Source organism: Pseudomonas sp. KBS0710 (assembly GCF_005938045.2).
GTDB lineage: Bacteria > Pseudomonadota > Gammaproteobacteria > Pseudomonadales > Pseudomonadaceae > Aquipseudomonas.
Genome location: NZ_VCCF02000001.1, coordinates 5,912,702 through 5,927,949, shown reverse-complemented (window position 1 = coordinate 5,927,949; position 15,248 = coordinate 5,912,702). Strand labels below are relative to the sequence as shown.

The window sequence follows — 15,248 nt, the reverse complement described above, 5'->3', positions numbered from 1 at the left end:
CAGTTAGAGCGTTTGATCCTACGCGCTTATGCGAGCCAATCCAGCGTCAGGATCAACCGGCGCTCGTCGGCCTTGAGCGCGGGTGAACGATGGATCAAGCCATGGTTCTCGTTGCCGTGCCATTTTGTGCCCTTGAGCAAGGCCACTTCGCCGCAGTGGACCTGCTCGATACGCTCGGTGGGTTCCGCGTCGGGCTGGCTGAGCTTGCGACGGTCCATCACGCCTTCGCGCAGCCACTGGCTGCCGATCCCGGCGTAGGTGGTGATCAGCCGAACCGGCACATGGTCGACGTGAAAACGCGGGCACATGGCCTTGTCCAGCAGCCGCAGACGCACGCCAATGCGCTTGGCGCCGAGCAGGCAAGCAAACGCGCTGACCAGCCAGGACACATCGGCAATAAAGCCTTCGTAGCCTTCAAGATCGCGGCAACTGGACGCCAACCCCTGCAAATTCGGCACAGCGTCCTCATTCTCCAGTTCAATCACCATGGAATCGGCCAACGGCTCATTAAGCGCCACCAGCAACGCGCCGAATTCGGCGATATGCAGCGGCAACTGGCGCTGCCATAGCGCCAGGTTGACGTCGTTTTCGAGGATGTCCGACAGCGCCAGCGGCGTTTCACCACGGGTCTGCCGGATCACCGGGCGTAAGGGGATTACCGGGGCCAGCATCAGGCTACCTGCTCATACCAAGGGCCAAAGGGGTCGGCCAACTGGCGCCAACCTTCGACGCCCAGGGCCATTTCTTCATCATTAAGCAAGCACGCGTCCAGCTCGGCGCGCATCTGCGCGAAGTCGATGTTTTGCCCGATAAACACCAGTTCCTGGCGGCAGTCGCCGGTGCTCAATTGCCAGTTGCCCATGATCGCCGCCACGCTTTCTTCATCCTGTGGCCACTGGCTTTTCGGCACAAAACGCCACCAGCGCCCGGCAAAGCCATGGCGCATCAATCCGCCGGCCTGGGACCAACTGCCCGCATCCTGATGCTTGCTCGCCAGCCAGAAAAAGCCCTTGGAGCGCAGCAGTTTGCCGTTCACCCAAGGGCGATCGATAAAGTCGAAGAAGCGCTGCGGATGAAACGGGCGACGCGCGCGGTAAGCGGTGGAGGCGATGCCATATTCTTCGGTTTCCGGCACGTGTTCACCGCGCAACTCCTGCAGCCAGCCCGGAGCTTGCGCTGCGCGCTCAAAGTCGAAGCGGCCGGTGTTGAGGATCTTGTTCAGCGGTACTTCGCCCATCACCATCGGGATGATTTCCGCCTGCGCATTGAGGCGCTCAAGGATGGCCATCAACTCCTCGCGTTCGCGGCTGCTGATCAGGTCGATCTTGCTGATCAGGATCACGTCGGCGAATTCGATCTGCTCGATCAGCAGGTCAGTGATGGAGCGCTCGTCGTCTTCGCCCAGGGTTTCACCCCGGGAAGCAAGGCTTTCGGCAGCTTGGTAGTCGAGCAGGAAGTTCATGCCGTCGACCACGGTGACCATGGTGTCCAAGCGCGCGATATCGGCCAGGCTTTGCTCGTTTTCATCACGAAAGGTGAAGGTTTCGGCCACGGGCAACGGCTCGGAAATGCCGGTGGATTCGATCAACAGGTAATCGAAGCGATCTTCCTTGGCGAGCTTTGTGACCTCTTCCAGCAAGTCTTCACGCAAGGTGCAGCAGATGCAGCCGTTGCTCATCTCTACCAGTTTTTCTTCGGAGCGATTCAGGGTGACGTCGCGCTGCACCTCGCTGCCGTCGATATTGATTTCACTCATGTCGTTGACGATCACCGCCACCCGCAGGTTTTCGCGATTGCGCAGAACGTAGTTGAGCAGTGTGCTTTTACCGGCGCCGAGAAAGCCGGACAGCACGGTAACGGGAAGGCGATTGGTCATCAGGTAGTCCTCATCAGGGTTGGCCGGTCAAATCGCCCGTTTATGGCGTTCGCGCAGCTCTTCACGTTCTTTGGCTTCGATACACAGGGTGGCGGTGGGCCGCAGCAGCAGGCGTTGCAGGCCGATGGGCTCGCCGGTTTCGCGGCACCAGCCGTATTCGCCGCGGGCCAGCAGCTCGAGGGCATCGTCGATCTTGTCCAAGAGCTTTTTTTCGCGCTCCAGCAGGCGCAGCTGCCATTGGCGCTGTTCTTCGGCGCTGCCGATGTCGGCCAGGTCGCTGTTGGTTTCCTGCTCGCGCAGCAGCAAAAATTCGGCCTCTATACGCGCCTGCAATTCGTCGCGCTGAGTCAGCAACAGTGCTCGGAAGAAACCTTGCTGAGCGTCATTCATGTAATCGGCGGGCGGTTGGGCCAGAAGGTCTTGTTCAGTCATGGAAAGCGGTTCACGGGTCAGGCTGTGCTTTAATGTTATAGTATAACAATACAAATAAGCCAACCCCGCTTGCTCGCCACGACGAAGGGCGCAATGCTGGAACACTTTCTTGCCCGAGAGGCACTATGAAAACCCTGGTGTGTGCCTTGTTATTGGGCGTGGCAGGATCTGCCTGCGCGCAAACGCCGAGCCTTCTGGCGAACTGCACGCGCAGCGCCAACTTGCTGGCCTGTGTAGACCCGCTGGGCAATGCCTACAGCGTGGCGACGGTTGGCAGCACCACGTACTTGCGCGGTTTTGAGGTGATCGGCAAACGCTACTGGGCACAGACCAGCAGCCGCTACGGGCAACTGACTTTCTTTACCGGGTTGGCGTCCGATGGTGAGGCGTGGGTCGGCTACACGCGCCGCGTGGGCTGGACCACCATCAACCGGTTTTCCAGCTCGGGTGGCGCCAGCGCCAAGTTCACGTGCAGCCGTATAGCCGGCTGTTAGACCTGGCCGCTTTTCTGTTCCTGAACCCAAGCCATGTAGCTGTTCATCGGCGGGTTCTTCTCGAAGTATTTTTTCAGGCCGTCGAACAGGCCATCCGCCACGGCCTGTTGATGACGCGCCGTCACCAGCCGCTGGGCGTCCCGAGTGTTGGAGATAAACCCGGTTTCCACCAGGATCGACGGCACGTCAGGTGATTTGAGCACCGCGAACCCGGCTTGCTCCACGCGCTTCTGGTGCAGCGTGGTGATGCTTTGCAGGCTGCCCAACACCGAGCTGCCCAGTTGCAGGCTGGAGGCGATGGTGGCGTTCATCGACATATCGAGAATCACCCCGGCGAGCATCGGGTCCTTGTCCTTGAGGTTGAGCAAGGTGGTGGCCCCCAGCAGGTCGGCGCCGTTTTCGCGCTGCGCCATAAAGCGTGCGGTGGCAGAGGTGGCGCCGCCTTCCGACAACGCATACACCGAAGCGCCGGATGCGGTGAGCCGTGGCGCGGCGTCGGCATGCACCGAGATAAACATATCGGCCTTGTGCTGACGGGCGATGTCCACGCGCTTGCGCAGCGGCACGAAGAAGTCATCGTTGCGCACCAGCTTCACGTCAAAGCCCTTCTCGCGCTTCAAGCGCTTGGCCAGCAGTTGGGCGATGGACAGCACCACGTCTTTTTCGCGCTGGCCCTTGGAACCGATGGCGCCAGGGTCTTTGCCGCCGTGGCCGGGATCGACCACCACAATGATGTCGCGCTTGGGATGCGCCTTGTCGACTGGCGCGACTAATGGCGCCGGCTCGGCAGCAATCTGGCGCGGCGCGTGGGTGGCGTTGGTCAGGTCGAGCACCAGCCGATGGCCTTGGCCGTCCTGTGGCGGCAATAGAAAGCTGTTGAGCTGCATCGGCGAGGCCAGGTCCAGCACGATACGGGTATCGCTCTTGCCGAAATGCCCCGAACGAATCGAAGTAATACCACTGTTCTTCAGCGCCAACTGCGAAAAATCACCACTGAGCCCGGCGCCGCTCAGGTCGATGATCACGCGCTCCGGCGATGTCAGGGAGAAGGTCTTGTATTGCACCGGGCCGCTGAGGTCGAACACCAGCCGCAGTTTGTCGTCGGAGCGCCACAAGCGCGCATTACGAATCTGTGTGGCGAACGCCCCCAATGGAAAGGTGAACAGAGGGCTGACCAGCAGCAGATTGAGAAGCTGACGTCTGTGCATGAAAAACACCGCAAATAAAGGAGCGTCCCTGCTCGACATGACTGAAGAAAGACTGGAGCAGAAAAATCATCGTCGACTTAATAGTTATAATATAACATGTCTTTTTATTTCCAACGATGGACCTGCTCATGAATGCGCTGACTCTGCCGGATATCGCCGCGCAGGCTTCACGGCAAGCCTTGCCACTCGACTGGGTGGGCATGTGCGGCATCGCCCTGCCAATCCTCATCGACGGCCAACGCCTGGCTGCCACTGCCGATGCAGGTGTGAGCCTGGACGATGGCGAGGCCCGTGGCATTCATATGTCGCGCCTGTACCTGGCTTTGGAAATGCTCGACCAGCAGCTTCTTACACCTGCACTTCTGCGTAATGTACTGCAGCGCTTTCTCGAGAGTCATGAAGGATTATCTAAGAACGCCTACTTGCGTATTCACACGGATTTGTTGCTCAAACGCCCGGCCTTGGTCAGCCCGTTGGCCGGCTGGAAAGGCTACCCGGTGTGCATCGAAGCGCGTCTGGAAAACCAGATGTTCCACGTGGAACTAAAAATTGACGTTACTTATTCCTCAACTTGCCCTTGCTCGGCTGCGCTCGCCAGGCAGTTGATTCAGCAGCAGTTTCTTCAAGATTTTGCCAACACGCCGTTACAGCACGAAGACGTATTGACCTGGCTCGGCAGCGCCAACGGCATCGTGGCCACGCCTCACAGCCAGCGCAGCAGCGCCCAACTGTCGATCCAACTGGACGCCAGCCACAACACCCTGCCGCTCACAGACCTGATCGACAACGTCGAAGCCGCCCTCGGCACTGCCGTGCAAACCGCCGTAAAACGCGCGGACGAACAAGCCTTCGCCCTAGCCAATGGGCAGAACCTAATGTTCTGCGAAGACGCCGCTCGCCGCCTGAACCTCGCCTTGAAACGCTCGGATGCCGTCAAAGCCTTCCACCTGAAAGTGATCCACGCCGAAAGCCTGCACGCGCACGATGCCGTGGCTGAAAGCCGCTGGACGAGAGACTCTGCATGATCACCTGCAACGCTTTGCGCTGGGGCGCACCCGGGCAACCACTCACCCCTGCGCTGGATCTGCGCCTGGAAAAAGGCAGCCTCACCGGCATCATTGGCGCCAACGGCACGGGCAAAAGCAGCCTGCTCAAAGTCATTGCCGGGCTGCAAAAACCATTGGCGGGCAACGTCAGCGTGGATGTTCCACGTCGTGGCGGCTTGTCGTTCCTGCCGCAGCAGCAACACCTGGACCGGCAGTTTCCGATCAGCCTGCAAGAGTTGGTGGCAGCCGGTTTCTGGGGCACCAAACTCACCCCGGAACAACGCAGCCAGCGCCTGCAAGCCGTATTGGAAGACTGGTGCCTAACCGGCCTGGAACATCGACCGTTGATGGCGTTGTCTGGCGGCGAACTGCAACGCGCGCTGCTGGCGCGCATGAGCCTGGCTGAAGCGCCAGTGTTGCTACTCGACGAACCCCACGCCGCCCTCGACGAAGAAGGCCAGGCGCTGTGCTGGAAACACGTACACGCCTGGCACGATGAAGGCCGCACGGTGGTGATCGTGTGTCACGACCTCGCCTCCGTGCGCCACCACACTCAGCAAGTAGCGCAAATCAAAAGCTCTGGCTGCGTATTCGGCCCCAGTAAAGAACTGATCCGCCAGCAACCTCAAATGCAGGTGGCCTGATGCACTTCGCCGCCCACTTATGGATGCCGTTTCAAGATTTCGTCTTCATGCGCCGCGCCCTGATTGGCGGGCTGGTGCTTGCGTGCAGCACCGCGCCGCTGGGTGTGTTCCTGATACTGCGGCGCATGAGCCTGATCGGTGACGCCGTAGCCCACGGCATTCTGCCCGGCGCCGCGTTGGGCTTCTGGTTCGCCGGCATCAGCCTGCCCGCGCTGACCATCGGCGGCCTCGGCGCCGGGCTGGGCATGGCCGGGTTGTCGGCGTGGATCACCCGCCGCACCGGCCTGCGCGAAGACGCCAGCCTCGCCGCCATCTACCCCATCTCGCTCGCCGCGGGTGTGCTGATCCTGGGCATCGCCGGCAAGCGCCTGGATCTTCTGCACCTGCTGTTCGGCTCCGCCCTGGCGGTGGACGAAACCACCCTCACCGGCATGCTCTGGGTCTCGGGTTTCAGCCTGATCGCCATGGGGCTGATCTACAAACCGCTGCTGCTGGACACCCTTGACCCGCTGTTCCTGCAAACCGTCAGCCGCCTTGGCCCACTTGCCCACGGGTTGTTCCTGACCCTGGTGGTGCTGAACCTGGTGATCGGCTTCCAGGCCATCGGCGCGTTGATGGTGGTGGGTTTGATGATGTTGCCGGCGATTGCTTCACGCTTCTGGAGCCGGCGCCTGCCGGTATTGATTGCGGTATCGGCGGTGCTGGGATGCCTGTCGGTGTGGTTTGGTTTGCTGCTGTCGTTCTACTACTCACTGCCCAGCGGCCCGGCCATCGTGCTGGTGGCTGGCGGCGGGTATTTGCTGTCCGTGGTTTTCGGCCCGGTGCACGGCTTGCTGCGCCGCCCGCCCTCTCTTACATCCCAATGAGGTGTTTCCCGATGCGCGCTTTACTCGTGCTGTTCAGTCTTCTGCTGCCCTTGTCGATGGCCCAGGCTGCCGACAAACTCCAAGTGGTCACCAGCTTCAGTATTCTCGATGACATCACCCACCAGATCGGTGGTGATCACATCCAGATCAGCAACATGGTCGGACCAGACTCCGACGCCCACACCTATGAGCCGACGCCGGACGATGCCAAGGCGCTGCTCAAGGCCAAGGTCATCATCAAGAACGGCCTGGGCTTCGAACCCTGGCTGGACCGCCTGGTCACCAGCACCGAAACCAAAGCTACCGTGGTCACCGCCAGCAAGGGCGTGATCTCCCACACCATGGAAGAAGACGGCGAAACCATTCCGGACCCACACGCCTGGCACAACCTGGCCAACGCCGAAATCTATGTGAACAACATCACCAAGGCACTCGTAGCTGCCGACCCGGCCAACAAGGCTGACTATCTGCGTAACAGCCAGACCTACCTGAAAGAAATCTACCGTTTGCTGGCCGAAGCCAAGACCAAGTTCGGCGCACTGCCAGCCGGCAACCGTCGCATCGTCACCTCCCATGACGCCTTTGGTTACTTGGGCCAGGCCTACGGCATCCAGTTCCTGGCACCCCAAGGTCTGTCGACCGAACGCGAACCTTCGGCTGCCGAAGTCGCTGCGCTGATCACCCAGATCCGCAAGGACAAGGTCAAAGCCGTGTTCATGGAAAACATCAAGGACTCGCGCCTGCTTAAGCAGATCGCGGACGAAAGCGGCGCGCAGATCGGCGGAACGCTGTACTCCGACGCCCTCGCCGCCGAAGGCCCGGCCAGCACTTTTACCGGGCTGTTCGAGTACAACCTCAACACCTTGTGCGCCGCCCTGAGCAAGCCATGACACTGAGCATGCTCGACCTGGAAGAGGCTGCCCTTGGCAGCCGCTTTCCACTCGAACCCGTGCTCGACGCCCTGCCGTGGAACAGCGATGGCCTGATCGCCGCCATCGCCCAGCAACACCGCAGCGGCGAAGTGCTGATGCTGGCCTGGATGAACCACCAAGCGCTCACCGAAACCCTGGCCAGCGGGCACGTCTGCTACTGGTCGCGCTCACGCCAGCAACTGTGGCGCAAAGGCGAAAGCTCCGGCCACTGGCAACAGTTGATCGAGGCGCGCCTGGATTGCGACGGCGACGCCGTGCTGCTGATCGTCGACCAGCAGGGCCCGGCTTGCCACACCGGGCGACCCACCTGCTTCTACAACGCCATCGATGGCAACCACGTCCACATCATCACGGAGCCTGTTGCATGATCCGCAAGAACCCTTCCGGCGATCTGCCGGTGATTGCCGAGTCGGCCTACGTCGACAAGACCGCGATCATCTGCGGCAAGGTCATCATTGGCGAGAACGTGTTCGTCGGCCCCTACGCCGTGATCCGCGCCGACGAAGTCGACGCCACCGGCGACATGGACCCGATCACCATCGGCGCCAATTCCAACATCCAGGACGGCGTGGTGATCCACTCCAAATCCGGCGCGGCGGTGACAATTGGAGAGTTCACGTCTATCGCACATCGTTCCATCGTCCACGGCCCGTGTACCGTCGGCGACCGCGTTTTCATTGGTTTCAACAGCGTGCTGTTCAACTGCGTAGTCGGCGACGGCTGCGTGGTGCGCCACAACTCGGTGGTCGACGGCCGCGACCTGCCCGCCGCCTTCTACGTGCCCTCCACCACCCGCATCGGCCCCAATACTGACCTGTCGCAATTCCCGCCGGTGAGTGTCAGCGCCTCGGAGTTTTCCGAAGACGTCGCGCGTACCAACGTCGACCTAGTGCGTGGTTACAAAGCCCTGCAAAACGAGTTCTGAACCATGAGCCGCCTGCTGATCCGCAACGCCCGCCTGGTCAATGAAGGCCTGGAATTTGACGCCGATGTGCTGGTCGCCAACGGCCGTATCGAAAAGATCGCCGGCAGCCTTGAAGGCTACAACGAGCCAGTGGAAATCGACGCCCAAGGCCAATGGCTGCTACCGGGCATGATCGACGACCAAGTGCACTTTCGCGAACCTGGCGCGCCGGACAAAGGCAGTTTCTACAGCGAATCCCGCGCAGCAGTGGCCGGTGGCATCACCAGTTTCATGGACATGCCCAACACCAACCCCGCCACTTTGAATCTGGAAGCGCTGGCCGATAAAAAGCGCCGCGCCGCGTTGCACTCAGTGGCCAACTACGGCTTTCACTTTGGCGTGAGCAACGACAACCTCGACATCGTTGCCGCCCTGGACCCGCGTGAAGTGGCCGGGGTCAAAGTGTTCATGGGCGCCTCTACCGGCAATATGCTGGTGGACGACCCAAGGATTCTGGAGCGGCTGTTTGCCGAAGTACCGACCATCCTGCTGGCCCACTGCGAGCACACGCCGAGCATCCTGGCCAACGAGCAACGCCTGCGCGAGCGTTTCGGCGAGCAGATACCAGCCGTCGCCCACCCGCTGATCCGCGATGCCGAAGCCTGTTATCGCTCGTCGTCCTTTGCCGTGGAATTGGCCAAGCGCCATGGCACGCGCCTGCATGTGCTGCACCTGACCAGCGCCCGCGAACTGGCGTTGTTCGAAGACATGCCCTTGGCCGAAAAGCGCATTACCGCCGAAGTCTGCGTGCACCACTTGCTGTTCGATGACCGTGACTATCATCGCCTCGGCCACCAGATCAAATGCAACCCGGCGATCAAGACCCGCGCCGACCGCGACGCGTTGCGCCTGGCCTTGTTGAGTGATCGTCTGGATGTGATCGGCACCGACCATGCACCGCATACCTGGGCGCAAAAACAGTTGGGCTATCGGGAGGCGCCGTCCGGGTTGCCGCTGGTGCAGCACGCGTTGCCGGCGTTATTGGAATTGGTCATCGACGGGCATTTGCCCATGACCACGCTGGTGGCAAAAACCAGTCACCGGGTGGCCGATTTATTCGCCATCCCGGACCGTGGTTACTTGCGTGAAGGCTATTGGGCCGACCTGGTACTGATCAAACCCGAGCCCGAAGGCAAACCGGTAAGCAGCCAGCCGATCCTCGCCCGCTGCGGTTGGACACCCTTTACCGAACGCAGCTTCCGCCACAGCGTGAGCACCACGCTGGTGTCCGGCCACTTGGCGTGGCACAACGGCCAGGTGGTCGACAGCTGCCAGGGTTTGCCCCTGCATTTTCTGCGTTAAGCGCGGGGTTTTACCGTACCGCAATCATTGCCCAACCACTGGGCGTGGGTGTCCAAGCTGCCCTTCTGCTGGACGCCGGTGGCGTTGAACGTACCGTTAACGGTGGTGGTGAATTCCTGCTGGCTCTGGAAGGTTGCAACGCCAGTGCCCTGGGCTTTCGGGCAGCTGAACCGGAATTTCCATTGGTTGCCGGTCTTGTCGGTCACTTCTTGCTTGCAGCCCGATTGCGGGTCGGTCAGCGGGATCGAATCAGAGGCGACCTGGGCAGGCGTCAGGCATACCTGCACGCCTTTACCGGCCATGGTGATGCCCTGTTTTTCCAGCATCGCACGCTGCTCAGGGGTCATCTGTTGCTTGAGCTGACCGAGGATCAGCGACAGGTCCGGCAAGTCCTGGTTATCGACTTTCATATTGCTGGTGGTCAATTCCCACAAGCCCGGCGCCAGCATCTGCGCCTGAGCCGCCACGGGCAGCGTCAATCCAACAACCATGGCCAAACCAAGCAGACGAGCATTCATCGAGTAACTCCTGGGTAATTGTGGGCGTTAGACGCCGCAAAGCCGCCAGTGTTGCACGGCAAATAAAATAGCGACATTCGCTGTGGAACATGGTCTGTTAGGCACTCGATTGCCTGGAGTAATGTCGTTCATGGATTTTTTTGGCCCGCACCTGCTCGCCTACTTCATTGCCACGCTGCACTTTCTCGGCACGCTGGCCGCGATCCACGCGGTGCTGACGGTCAGGACCGCCCAAGGCTCGATCGCCTGGGCCTTGTCGCTGATGTTCATGCCTTACCTGACGCTGATCCCGTACCTGATCTTCGGCCGCAGCACCTTCGACGCGTACATCCAGGCACGTCGCCAAGCCAACCAGGAAATGCACACCGCCATCACCGAGCTGAACTGGCGCCCGTGGGTCGACGAAGCCCTGGCCGCGCGCAACTCCAGCGCCTACGGTTCCTTGCGCGCCATGCCCAAACTGGGGCGCATGCCGTGCCTGGCCAATAATGAAGTGCGTTTGCTGATCAATGGTGAAGCCACGTTCAGCGCGATTTTCGACGCCATTCGCAATGCCAAAACTGCAGTACTGTTCCAGTTTTTCATCATTCATGACGACGAGCTTGGCAGACAGTTGCATGCGCTGCTGAAGGAAAAAGCTGCCGCAGGTGTAGATATTCATGTGCTCTACGACCGCATCGGCAGCCATGCCCTGCCCCATCGTTATGTGCAATCGCTGCGCGACGCCGGGGTCAAAGTCAAAGCGTTCGCCACCCGCAGCGGCTGGCTTAACCGCTTCCAGGTCAACTTCCGCAACCATCGTAAAATCGTGGTGGTGGACGGCATTACCGGGTTTGTCGGCGGGCACAACGTCGGCGATGAATACCTGGGCAAAAAGCCGCCACTGGCACCCTGGCGCGACACCCATGTACAGGTCACCGGCCCGGTGGTGGCGTGCCTGCAGGAGTCGTTTGCCGAAGACTGGTTCTGGGCGGCGCGCGAACTGCCGCCGCTGATTTTGCCGGACACTTACCCGGAAGACGGCGTGCTCTGCCAATTGCTCGCCAGCGGCCCGGCTGATCCGTATGAAACGTGTTCGCTGTTTTTTGTCGAAGCCATTCATGCGGCGACCGAACGCGTGTGGATCACCAGCCCATATTTCGTCCCCGATGAGGCGGTGTTCTCAGCCTTGCGCCTGGCCGTGCTGCGCGGTGTTGACGTACGCCTGTTGCTGCCGTCGCGCCCCGACCATCGCATCGTCTACGCCGCGTCCAGCCTTTACGCGATCGAAGCGGTACGCGCCGGCGTGCGGGTATTTCGCTACAAGCCGGGTTTTCTGCATCAAAAAGTCGTGTTAGTGGACAGCGAAATCAGCGCCATCGGTAGCGCGAACATGGACAACCGTTCGTTCCGGCTGAATTTTGAGGTGATGCTGCTGACGGTGGACGAGGCGTTTGCCAGCGAGGTGGAACACATGCTGCTGGACGACTTTGCCCTCGCACATGAAGTCAGCCAGGAAGAAAGCCGCGAGACCCGTCGCCTGCAACAACTGGGCATGCGGGTGGCGCGGCTTATTTCACCGATTCTTTGATACAGCACAGAACAAATGTGGGAGCGGGCTTGCTCGCGAATGCGGTGGATCAGCCAATTAATTTGGTTCTGACACTCCGCATTCGCGAGCAAGCCCGCTCCCACATTTAGATCTTCAGCACTTTTATAACCGAGTTTCAGCGGTAAATATCTTCCCGCGTCCACGGCAGTTCATGGCTGCCATCGGCATGGGGTTTCACTGCCAGAATCTGATGCAAATTGATCCAGCCCCGCGCAAACGCATAGGCGCAACCGGCCAGGTACAGCCGCCAGATCCGCAATGCCTGCTCCGGCACCATCTTCGCTGCCGCTTCGAGATTGTCTTCCAGGCGCTCGCTCCAATGATCCAAGGTGCGCGCGTAGTGCAGGCGCAAGCTTTCGACGTCGACCACTTCCAGCCCGACTTCACTGATTTCGGCGGTCATCATCGCCAGGTGCGGCAGCTCGCCGTTGGGGAATACGTAACGCTCGATAAACTCCCCGGCGCCACGGCCCACAGGTCGGCCATCGGTATGCTTGGCAGTAATGCCGTGGTTCATCACCAGGCCGCCCTCGCGCACCGCGCCGAACAGCGTCTTGCAATACTCCGCCAGGTTGGCGTGGCCGACGTGTTCGAACATGCCCACGCTCACCACTTTGTCGAAACGGCCATCTTGCGGCAGGTCGCGGTAATCGAGCAGTTGCAGGTCCACCTGATCTTCCAGGCCTTCGGCTTTCACCCGTTCCCAGGCGAGTGCCAGTTGCTCTTTGCTCAAGGTGATACCAAACACTTTGACCCCGAACTCACGCGCCGCAAACCGCGCCAGCCCGCCCCAGCCGCAGCCTACATCGAGCAAATACTCACCCGGCTGCAACCGCAACTTGCGGCACAGGTGACGAAATTTGTCTTGTTGGGCCTGATCGATGGATTCGCTGCCGGTTTCGAAATACCCGCAGGAATACGCCATGTCCTGGTCCAGCCATAGCTGGTAGAACTCGTTGGACAGGTCGTAATGGTAGGAAATAGCCGCTGCGTCAGTGGCCTTGTCGTGGATCGAGCGCACCGGACGACGCCCTTCGTCGTCGTCGATCAGGGCGTGACTCAGCTCGTCACATACCCGGATGACCTCGGCGATGGAGCCTTCCAGCTCCAACTTGCCCTCGACGAAGGCTTCGCCCAAAGCATCGAGCGTTGGATGGGTCAGCTTGGACACGACCGTGGGGTCCTTCACCACGATGGTCACACTGGGCTCGGGGCCCAAGTTGAATTCATGGCCGTCCCAGAGTCGAAGACGCAGCGGTAGCTGAAGATTCTGTAAGGCCGGTGGAAGTTGCGCGAGCATGAGTAGTCCCCCCTTGTTTCAGACGTCTGGAGTGAGGGTAGACCATCCGAAGATAAAGTAGGAGGCTATCGATTTAATAGCCTTCTTCTATGGGGCTCGGCGCTCGAGCAAACCATCCTGGATCCACTGTTTCAGCCATGTCACCGCTTGCAGTGGCGCACCCTCTGCATAAGTGACTACCAGTGCTTCGCACAGTTCTGAAAAATTCCAGCCGGTGGTCACCATTCCCGCCAAGGCACAGGCCTCCGCTGGCTCCAGGCTGCGGTAATGGCACACGTTCTGGTGGCGCCACACCAGGCAAATCTGCGCCAGCTCCAGCGCGTGGCTGTCGGGAAACTCCGACTTATCCTTGCTCGCCCGCCAAATGGCCACGGTGTTGAAGTGACACAGCATCTGCTGCACCGATGGTGCCAGGGTCACCTGCAACGCCGGCCATTCTTCGGGCGCCAACTGCGCCATGGCGTCCAGGCTCAGCGGTTCGCCCCGCGGCGCATCAAACGCCAGGGTAAACGCCCATTCCAACTGCCCCAGCTCAGCCAGTGGCGCGCTCTGCTCAGCCACCAGGTGCTCGACGATAAATGCCGGGAACCGCTCACCCAGCCAACGCAGGCTGTAATGGGCGGACGGATAACGGCGCAAATAGGCTTCTGTCAGGGATGCAAACTCATCATCGCCGAGCCAATACCAAATGGCACCGAAGTCATGGCGCAGCACTTCCTGCAAGCGCGACAAGTAGGCGTTGTGATAAATCGCCAGGCCCGTGTCCACATCCAGGGTCGGCCCGCCGAGCAAAGTCGCGGCGAAACCACTGTTTGCTGCTGAGTTTTCAGATAACAGGTGTTGCTCAAAGGCCAATTGCCAATCGGTCAGGCGCATAACGATCTCCTGGCCAAGGCGGTTGCACCCAATTCACGGGCCTTGCTCAATTCGGTGAGCAGCTCTTCGAACGGCGGGAAATGGTCATCGCGCTCCAGCAAGGTCGAGACCGGCCCCAGGTGCTCAAGCGTCTGTTGATAGAGCGCCCACACTGGATCGCACACCGGATGGTCATGGGTATCGACCACATAGTCGCCGTAGTCCATATGCCCGGCCAGATGCAGCTGGCGGATGCTCTCGGGCGGCAAACTGCGGATAAACGTCCAGGCATCAAACCCATGGTTGCGCGAGCTGACATACACGTTGTTCACGTCCAGCAACAGCTGGCACCCGGTGAGATGGGCCAGGGCGTTGAGAAATTCCCACTCGGTAAACTCATCAGCCTTGGAGCGCACATAGCTGGAGACGTTTTCCAGCACCAGTGGGCGTTGCAACACATCCTGCACTTGGCGCACGCGGCCGGCCACGTGGTAAAGGCTTTCTTCGGTGTAAGGCAGCGGCAGCAAGTCGTGCAACTGATGGGCACTGCCACGGCTCCAGCACAGGTGATCGGAGATCCACGCAGGCTGAATGCGTTCGGCAAGCTGTTTGATGTGTTTCAGGTAATCGGTATCGAGGGCATGCGGCCCGCCGATGGACAGGGACACACCGTGCATCACCAGGGGATAACGCTCGGCTATCGCGTCCAGGTAGTACAAGGCTTTACCGCCCTGGACCAGATAATTCTCGGAGATCACTTCGAACCAATCCACCGCCGGCGACTGTTCAAGGATCTGCTGGTAGTACTCACTGCGTAAACCCAGGCCGTAACCCAGACTTGTAAGGGAAGCGGACATCACACACTCCTGGGCAAAGTGTCCGCAGCGGTGGGGGGCATCCGCTGCGGGAGCACTGGGTTGCCGGTTATTCGCCGACTTTGCCGCCAGCCTTGGTGCAAGCGTCTGCACTGGCCATAGCCTTGAAGCCCTGGCCTTTGCAAGAACCTAGACCTTTGCAAGCGTGGTCTTTGGTTTTGCAATCGTTCTGGCCTTTGCATGCGTTGATGCCGTAGCAGTGCACAGCGGTGTCAGCGGCTTGAGCCTGAGTGACAACACCAGCAAACATGGTAGCAGCGGCCATTGCGAGGGCGGCACCAGCAGCAGCGGATTTGAAGTTCATTTTTGTATTCCTCATGATCGGTAGTGGAATCGGTCTGAACG

18 protein-coding genes are annotated in these 15,248 nt (G+C 60.3%); 9 read left to right on the top strand and 9 right to left on the bottom strand.

The window, feature by feature from the left end; all coding sequences use genetic code 11:
- Positions 1 to 26 precede the first annotated feature (26 nt).
- Genes FFI16_RS27005 through dksA form a run of 3 tightly spaced genes read right to left on the bottom strand, consistent with a single transcriptional unit; the run spans position 27 to position 2,308 of the window.
- A complete protein-coding gene (locus FFI16_RS27005; RefSeq protein WP_138813235.1) occupies positions 27 to 671 on the bottom strand; it encodes a DUF1826 domain-containing protein in 645 nt (214 codons plus the stop codon).
- Positions 671 to 1,876: a zinc metallochaperone GTPase ZigA gene (gene zigA, locus FFI16_RS27000; RefSeq protein ID WP_138813234.1), complete on the bottom strand. Its 1,206-nt coding sequence runs from the start codon at positions 1,874 to 1,876 to the stop codon at positions 671 to 673. The genes FFI16_RS27005 and zigA overlap by 1 nt, the downstream gene beginning before the upstream one ends.
- 27 nt (positions 1,877 to 1,903) lie before the next feature.
- Positions 1,904 to 2,308, bottom strand: a complete 405-nt coding sequence (dksA, locus tag FFI16_RS26995; RefSeq protein ID WP_099488206.1) for an RNA polymerase-binding protein DksA — start codon at positions 2,306 to 2,308, stop codon at positions 1,904 to 1,906.
- A gap of 125 nt (positions 2,309 to 2,433) precedes the next feature.
- Here dksA and FFI16_RS26990 point away from each other — a divergent pair, with 125 nt between their 5' ends.
- Positions 2,434 to 2,802 carry a glutamine synthetase gene (locus FFI16_RS26990; RefSeq protein ID WP_138813233.1) on the top strand — a complete coding sequence of 123 codons (369 nt, stop codon included), beginning with the start codon at positions 2,434 to 2,436 and terminating at the stop codon, positions 2,800 to 2,802.
- Here the strand turns inward: FFI16_RS26990 and FFI16_RS26985 are convergent.
- Positions 2,799 to 4,010: an N-acetylmuramoyl-L-alanine amidase gene (locus tag FFI16_RS26985; protein WP_138813232.1), complete on the bottom strand. Its 1,212-nt coding sequence runs from the start codon at positions 4,008 to 4,010 to the stop codon at positions 2,799 to 2,801. The genes FFI16_RS26990 and FFI16_RS26985 overlap by 4 nt on opposite strands.
- Before the next feature lie 128 nt (positions 4,011 to 4,138).
- On the opposite strand from FFI16_RS26985, the gene folE2 reads away from it, so the two are divergent.
- Genes folE2 through FFI16_RS26950 form a run of 7 tightly spaced genes read left to right on the top strand, consistent with a single transcriptional unit; the run spans position 4,139 to position 9,764 of the window.
- Entirely contained in the window at positions 4,139 to 5,035 is an 897-nt protein-coding gene (gene folE2, locus FFI16_RS26980; RefSeq protein WP_138813231.1) for a GTP cyclohydrolase FolE2, read from the top strand.
- Complete coding sequence (locus FFI16_RS26975; protein ID WP_138813230.1) at positions 5,032 to 5,700, top strand: metal ABC transporter ATP-binding protein; 669 nt, start codon at positions 5,032 to 5,034, stop codon at positions 5,698 to 5,700. Before folE2 ends, FFI16_RS26975 begins: the two co-directional genes overlap by 4 nt.
- The gene (locus tag FFI16_RS26970) at positions 5,700 to 6,566 is read left to right on the top strand and encodes a metal ABC transporter permease (protein WP_138813229.1); all 867 of its coding nucleotides are present in this window, start codon (positions 5,700 to 5,702) and stop codon (positions 6,564 to 6,566) included. The genes FFI16_RS26975 and FFI16_RS26970 overlap by 1 nt, the downstream gene beginning before the upstream one ends.
- Positions 6,567 to 6,577: 11 nt before the next feature.
- A complete protein-coding gene (locus tag FFI16_RS26965) occupies positions 6,578 to 7,456 on the top strand; it encodes a metal ABC transporter substrate-binding protein (protein ID WP_065932043.1) in 879 nt (292 codons plus the stop codon).
- Positions 7,453 to 7,866: a phosphoribosyl-AMP cyclohydrolase gene (gene hisI, locus FFI16_RS26960; protein WP_138813228.1), complete on the top strand. Its 414-nt coding sequence runs from the start codon at positions 7,453 to 7,455 to the stop codon at positions 7,864 to 7,866. Before FFI16_RS26965 ends, hisI begins: the two co-directional genes overlap by 4 nt.
- Positions 7,863 to 8,423, top strand: a complete 561-nt coding sequence (locus FFI16_RS26955; protein WP_029290088.1) for a DapH/DapD/GlmU-related protein — start codon at positions 7,863 to 7,865, stop codon at positions 8,421 to 8,423. The genes hisI and FFI16_RS26955 overlap by 4 nt, the downstream gene beginning before the upstream one ends.
- Positions 8,424 to 8,426: 3 nt before the next feature.
- On the top strand, positions 8,427 to 9,764 hold the full coding sequence (locus FFI16_RS26950; RefSeq protein ID WP_138813227.1) for a dihydroorotase: 1,338 nt from the start codon (positions 8,427 to 8,429) through the stop codon (positions 9,762 to 9,764).
- Here FFI16_RS26950 and FFI16_RS26945 read toward each other — a convergent pair.
- On the bottom strand, positions 9,761 to 10,282 hold the full coding sequence (locus FFI16_RS26945; RefSeq protein WP_138813226.1) for a DUF3617 domain-containing protein: 522 nt from the start codon (positions 10,280 to 10,282) through the stop codon (positions 9,761 to 9,763). The two genes, FFI16_RS26950 and FFI16_RS26945, sit on opposite strands and share 4 nt — an antisense overlap.
- A gap of 130 nt (positions 10,283 to 10,412) precedes the next feature.
- Between FFI16_RS26945 and cls the strand changes: the two genes are divergently transcribed.
- Positions 10,413 to 11,852, top strand: coding sequence for a cardiolipin synthase (gene cls, locus FFI16_RS26940; protein ID WP_138813225.1), 1,440 nt, complete (start codon positions 10,413 to 10,415; stop codon positions 11,850 to 11,852).
- 136 nt (positions 11,853 to 11,988) lie between these two features.
- Here cls and cfaB read toward each other — a convergent pair whose 3' ends face one another.
- The 4 genes from cfaB to FFI16_RS26920 all read right to left on the bottom strand — a co-directional run bounded on the left by cfaB (position 11,989) and on the right by FFI16_RS26920 (position 15,207).
- Complete coding sequence (gene cfaB / locus FFI16_RS26935; RefSeq protein WP_138813224.1) at positions 11,989 to 13,173, bottom strand: C17 cyclopropane fatty acid synthase CfaB; 1,185 nt, start codon at positions 13,171 to 13,173, stop codon at positions 11,989 to 11,991.
- An 87-nt stretch (positions 13,174 to 13,260) separates the two neighbouring features.
- Entirely contained in the window at positions 13,261 to 14,049 is a 789-nt protein-coding gene (locus tag FFI16_RS26930; RefSeq protein ID WP_138813223.1) for a DNA-binding domain-containing protein, read from the bottom strand.
- The gene (locus FFI16_RS26925; RefSeq protein WP_138813222.1) at positions 14,040 to 14,885 is read right to left on the bottom strand and encodes a DUF692 domain-containing protein; all 846 of its coding nucleotides are present in this window, start codon (positions 14,883 to 14,885) and stop codon (positions 14,040 to 14,042) included. Before FFI16_RS26925 ends, FFI16_RS26930 begins: the two co-directional genes overlap by 10 nt.
- Positions 14,886 to 14,952: 67 nt before the next feature.
- Positions 14,953 to 15,207 carry a hypothetical protein gene (locus tag FFI16_RS26920; protein ID WP_138813221.1) on the bottom strand — a complete coding sequence of 85 codons (255 nt, stop codon included), beginning with the start codon at positions 15,205 to 15,207 and terminating at the stop codon, positions 14,953 to 14,955.
- Positions 15,208 to 15,248 lie beyond the last annotated feature (41 nt).

What these genes read in the sequence shown, in the direction of transcription:
- FFI16_RS26985 (WP_138813232.1), bottom strand. Translation starts at nt 4,010, where the DNA reads ATGCACAGACGTCAGCTTCTCAATCTGCTGCTGGTCAGCCCTCTGTTC.
- dksA (WP_099488206.1), bottom strand. Translation starts at nt 2,308, where the DNA reads ATGACTGAACAAGACCTTCTGGCCCAACCGCCCGCCGATTACATGAAT.
- FFI16_RS26970 (WP_138813229.1), top strand. Translation starts at nt 5,700, where the DNA reads ATGCACTTCGCCGCCCACTTATGGATGCCGTTTCAAGATTTCGTCTTC.
- FFI16_RS26990 (WP_138813233.1), top strand. Translation starts at nt 2,434, where the DNA reads ATGAAAACCCTGGTGTGTGCCTTGTTATTGGGCGTGGCAGGATCTGCC.
- FFI16_RS26950 (WP_138813227.1), top strand. Translation starts at nt 8,427, where the DNA reads ATGAGCCGCCTGCTGATCCGCAACGCCCGCCTGGTCAATGAAGGCCTG.
- FFI16_RS26945 (WP_138813226.1), bottom strand. Translation starts at nt 10,282, where the DNA reads ATGAATGCTCGTCTGCTTGGTTTGGCCATGGTTGTTGGATTGACGCTG.
- zigA (WP_138813234.1), bottom strand. Translation starts at nt 1,876, where the DNA reads ATGACCAATCGCCTTCCCGTTACCGTGCTGTCCGGCTTTCTCGGCGCC.
- FFI16_RS26975 (WP_138813230.1), top strand. Translation starts at nt 5,032, where the DNA reads ATGATCACCTGCAACGCTTTGCGCTGGGGCGCACCCGGGCAACCACTC.
- FFI16_RS26965 (WP_065932043.1), top strand. Translation starts at nt 6,578, where the DNA reads ATGCGCGCTTTACTCGTGCTGTTCAGTCTTCTGCTGCCCTTGTCGATG.
- FFI16_RS26920 (WP_138813221.1), bottom strand. Translation starts at nt 15,207, where the DNA reads ATGAACTTCAAATCCGCTGCTGCTGGTGCCGCCCTCGCAATGGCCGCT.
- cfaB (WP_138813224.1), bottom strand. Translation starts at nt 13,173, where the DNA reads ATGCTCGCGCAACTTCCACCGGCCTTACAGAATCTTCAGCTACCGCTG.
- cls (WP_138813225.1), top strand. Translation starts at nt 10,413, where the DNA reads ATGGATTTTTTTGGCCCGCACCTGCTCGCCTACTTCATTGCCACGCTG.
- folE2 (WP_138813231.1), top strand. Translation starts at nt 4,139, where the DNA reads ATGAATGCGCTGACTCTGCCGGATATCGCCGCGCAGGCTTCACGGCAA.
- FFI16_RS26955 (WP_029290088.1), top strand. Translation starts at nt 7,863, where the DNA reads ATGATCCGCAAGAACCCTTCCGGCGATCTGCCGGTGATTGCCGAGTCG.
- FFI16_RS26925 (WP_138813222.1), bottom strand. Translation starts at nt 14,885, where the DNA reads ATGTCCGCTTCCCTTACAAGTCTGGGTTACGGCCTGGGTTTACGCAGT.
- FFI16_RS26930 (WP_138813223.1), bottom strand. Translation starts at nt 14,049, where the DNA reads ATGCGCCTGACCGATTGGCAATTGGCCTTTGAGCAACACCTGTTATCT.
- FFI16_RS27005 (WP_138813235.1), bottom strand. Translation starts at nt 671, where the DNA reads ATGCTGGCCCCGGTAATCCCCTTACGCCCGGTGATCCGGCAGACCCGT.
- hisI (WP_138813228.1), top strand. Translation starts at nt 7,453, where the DNA reads ATGACACTGAGCATGCTCGACCTGGAAGAGGCTGCCCTTGGCAGCCGC.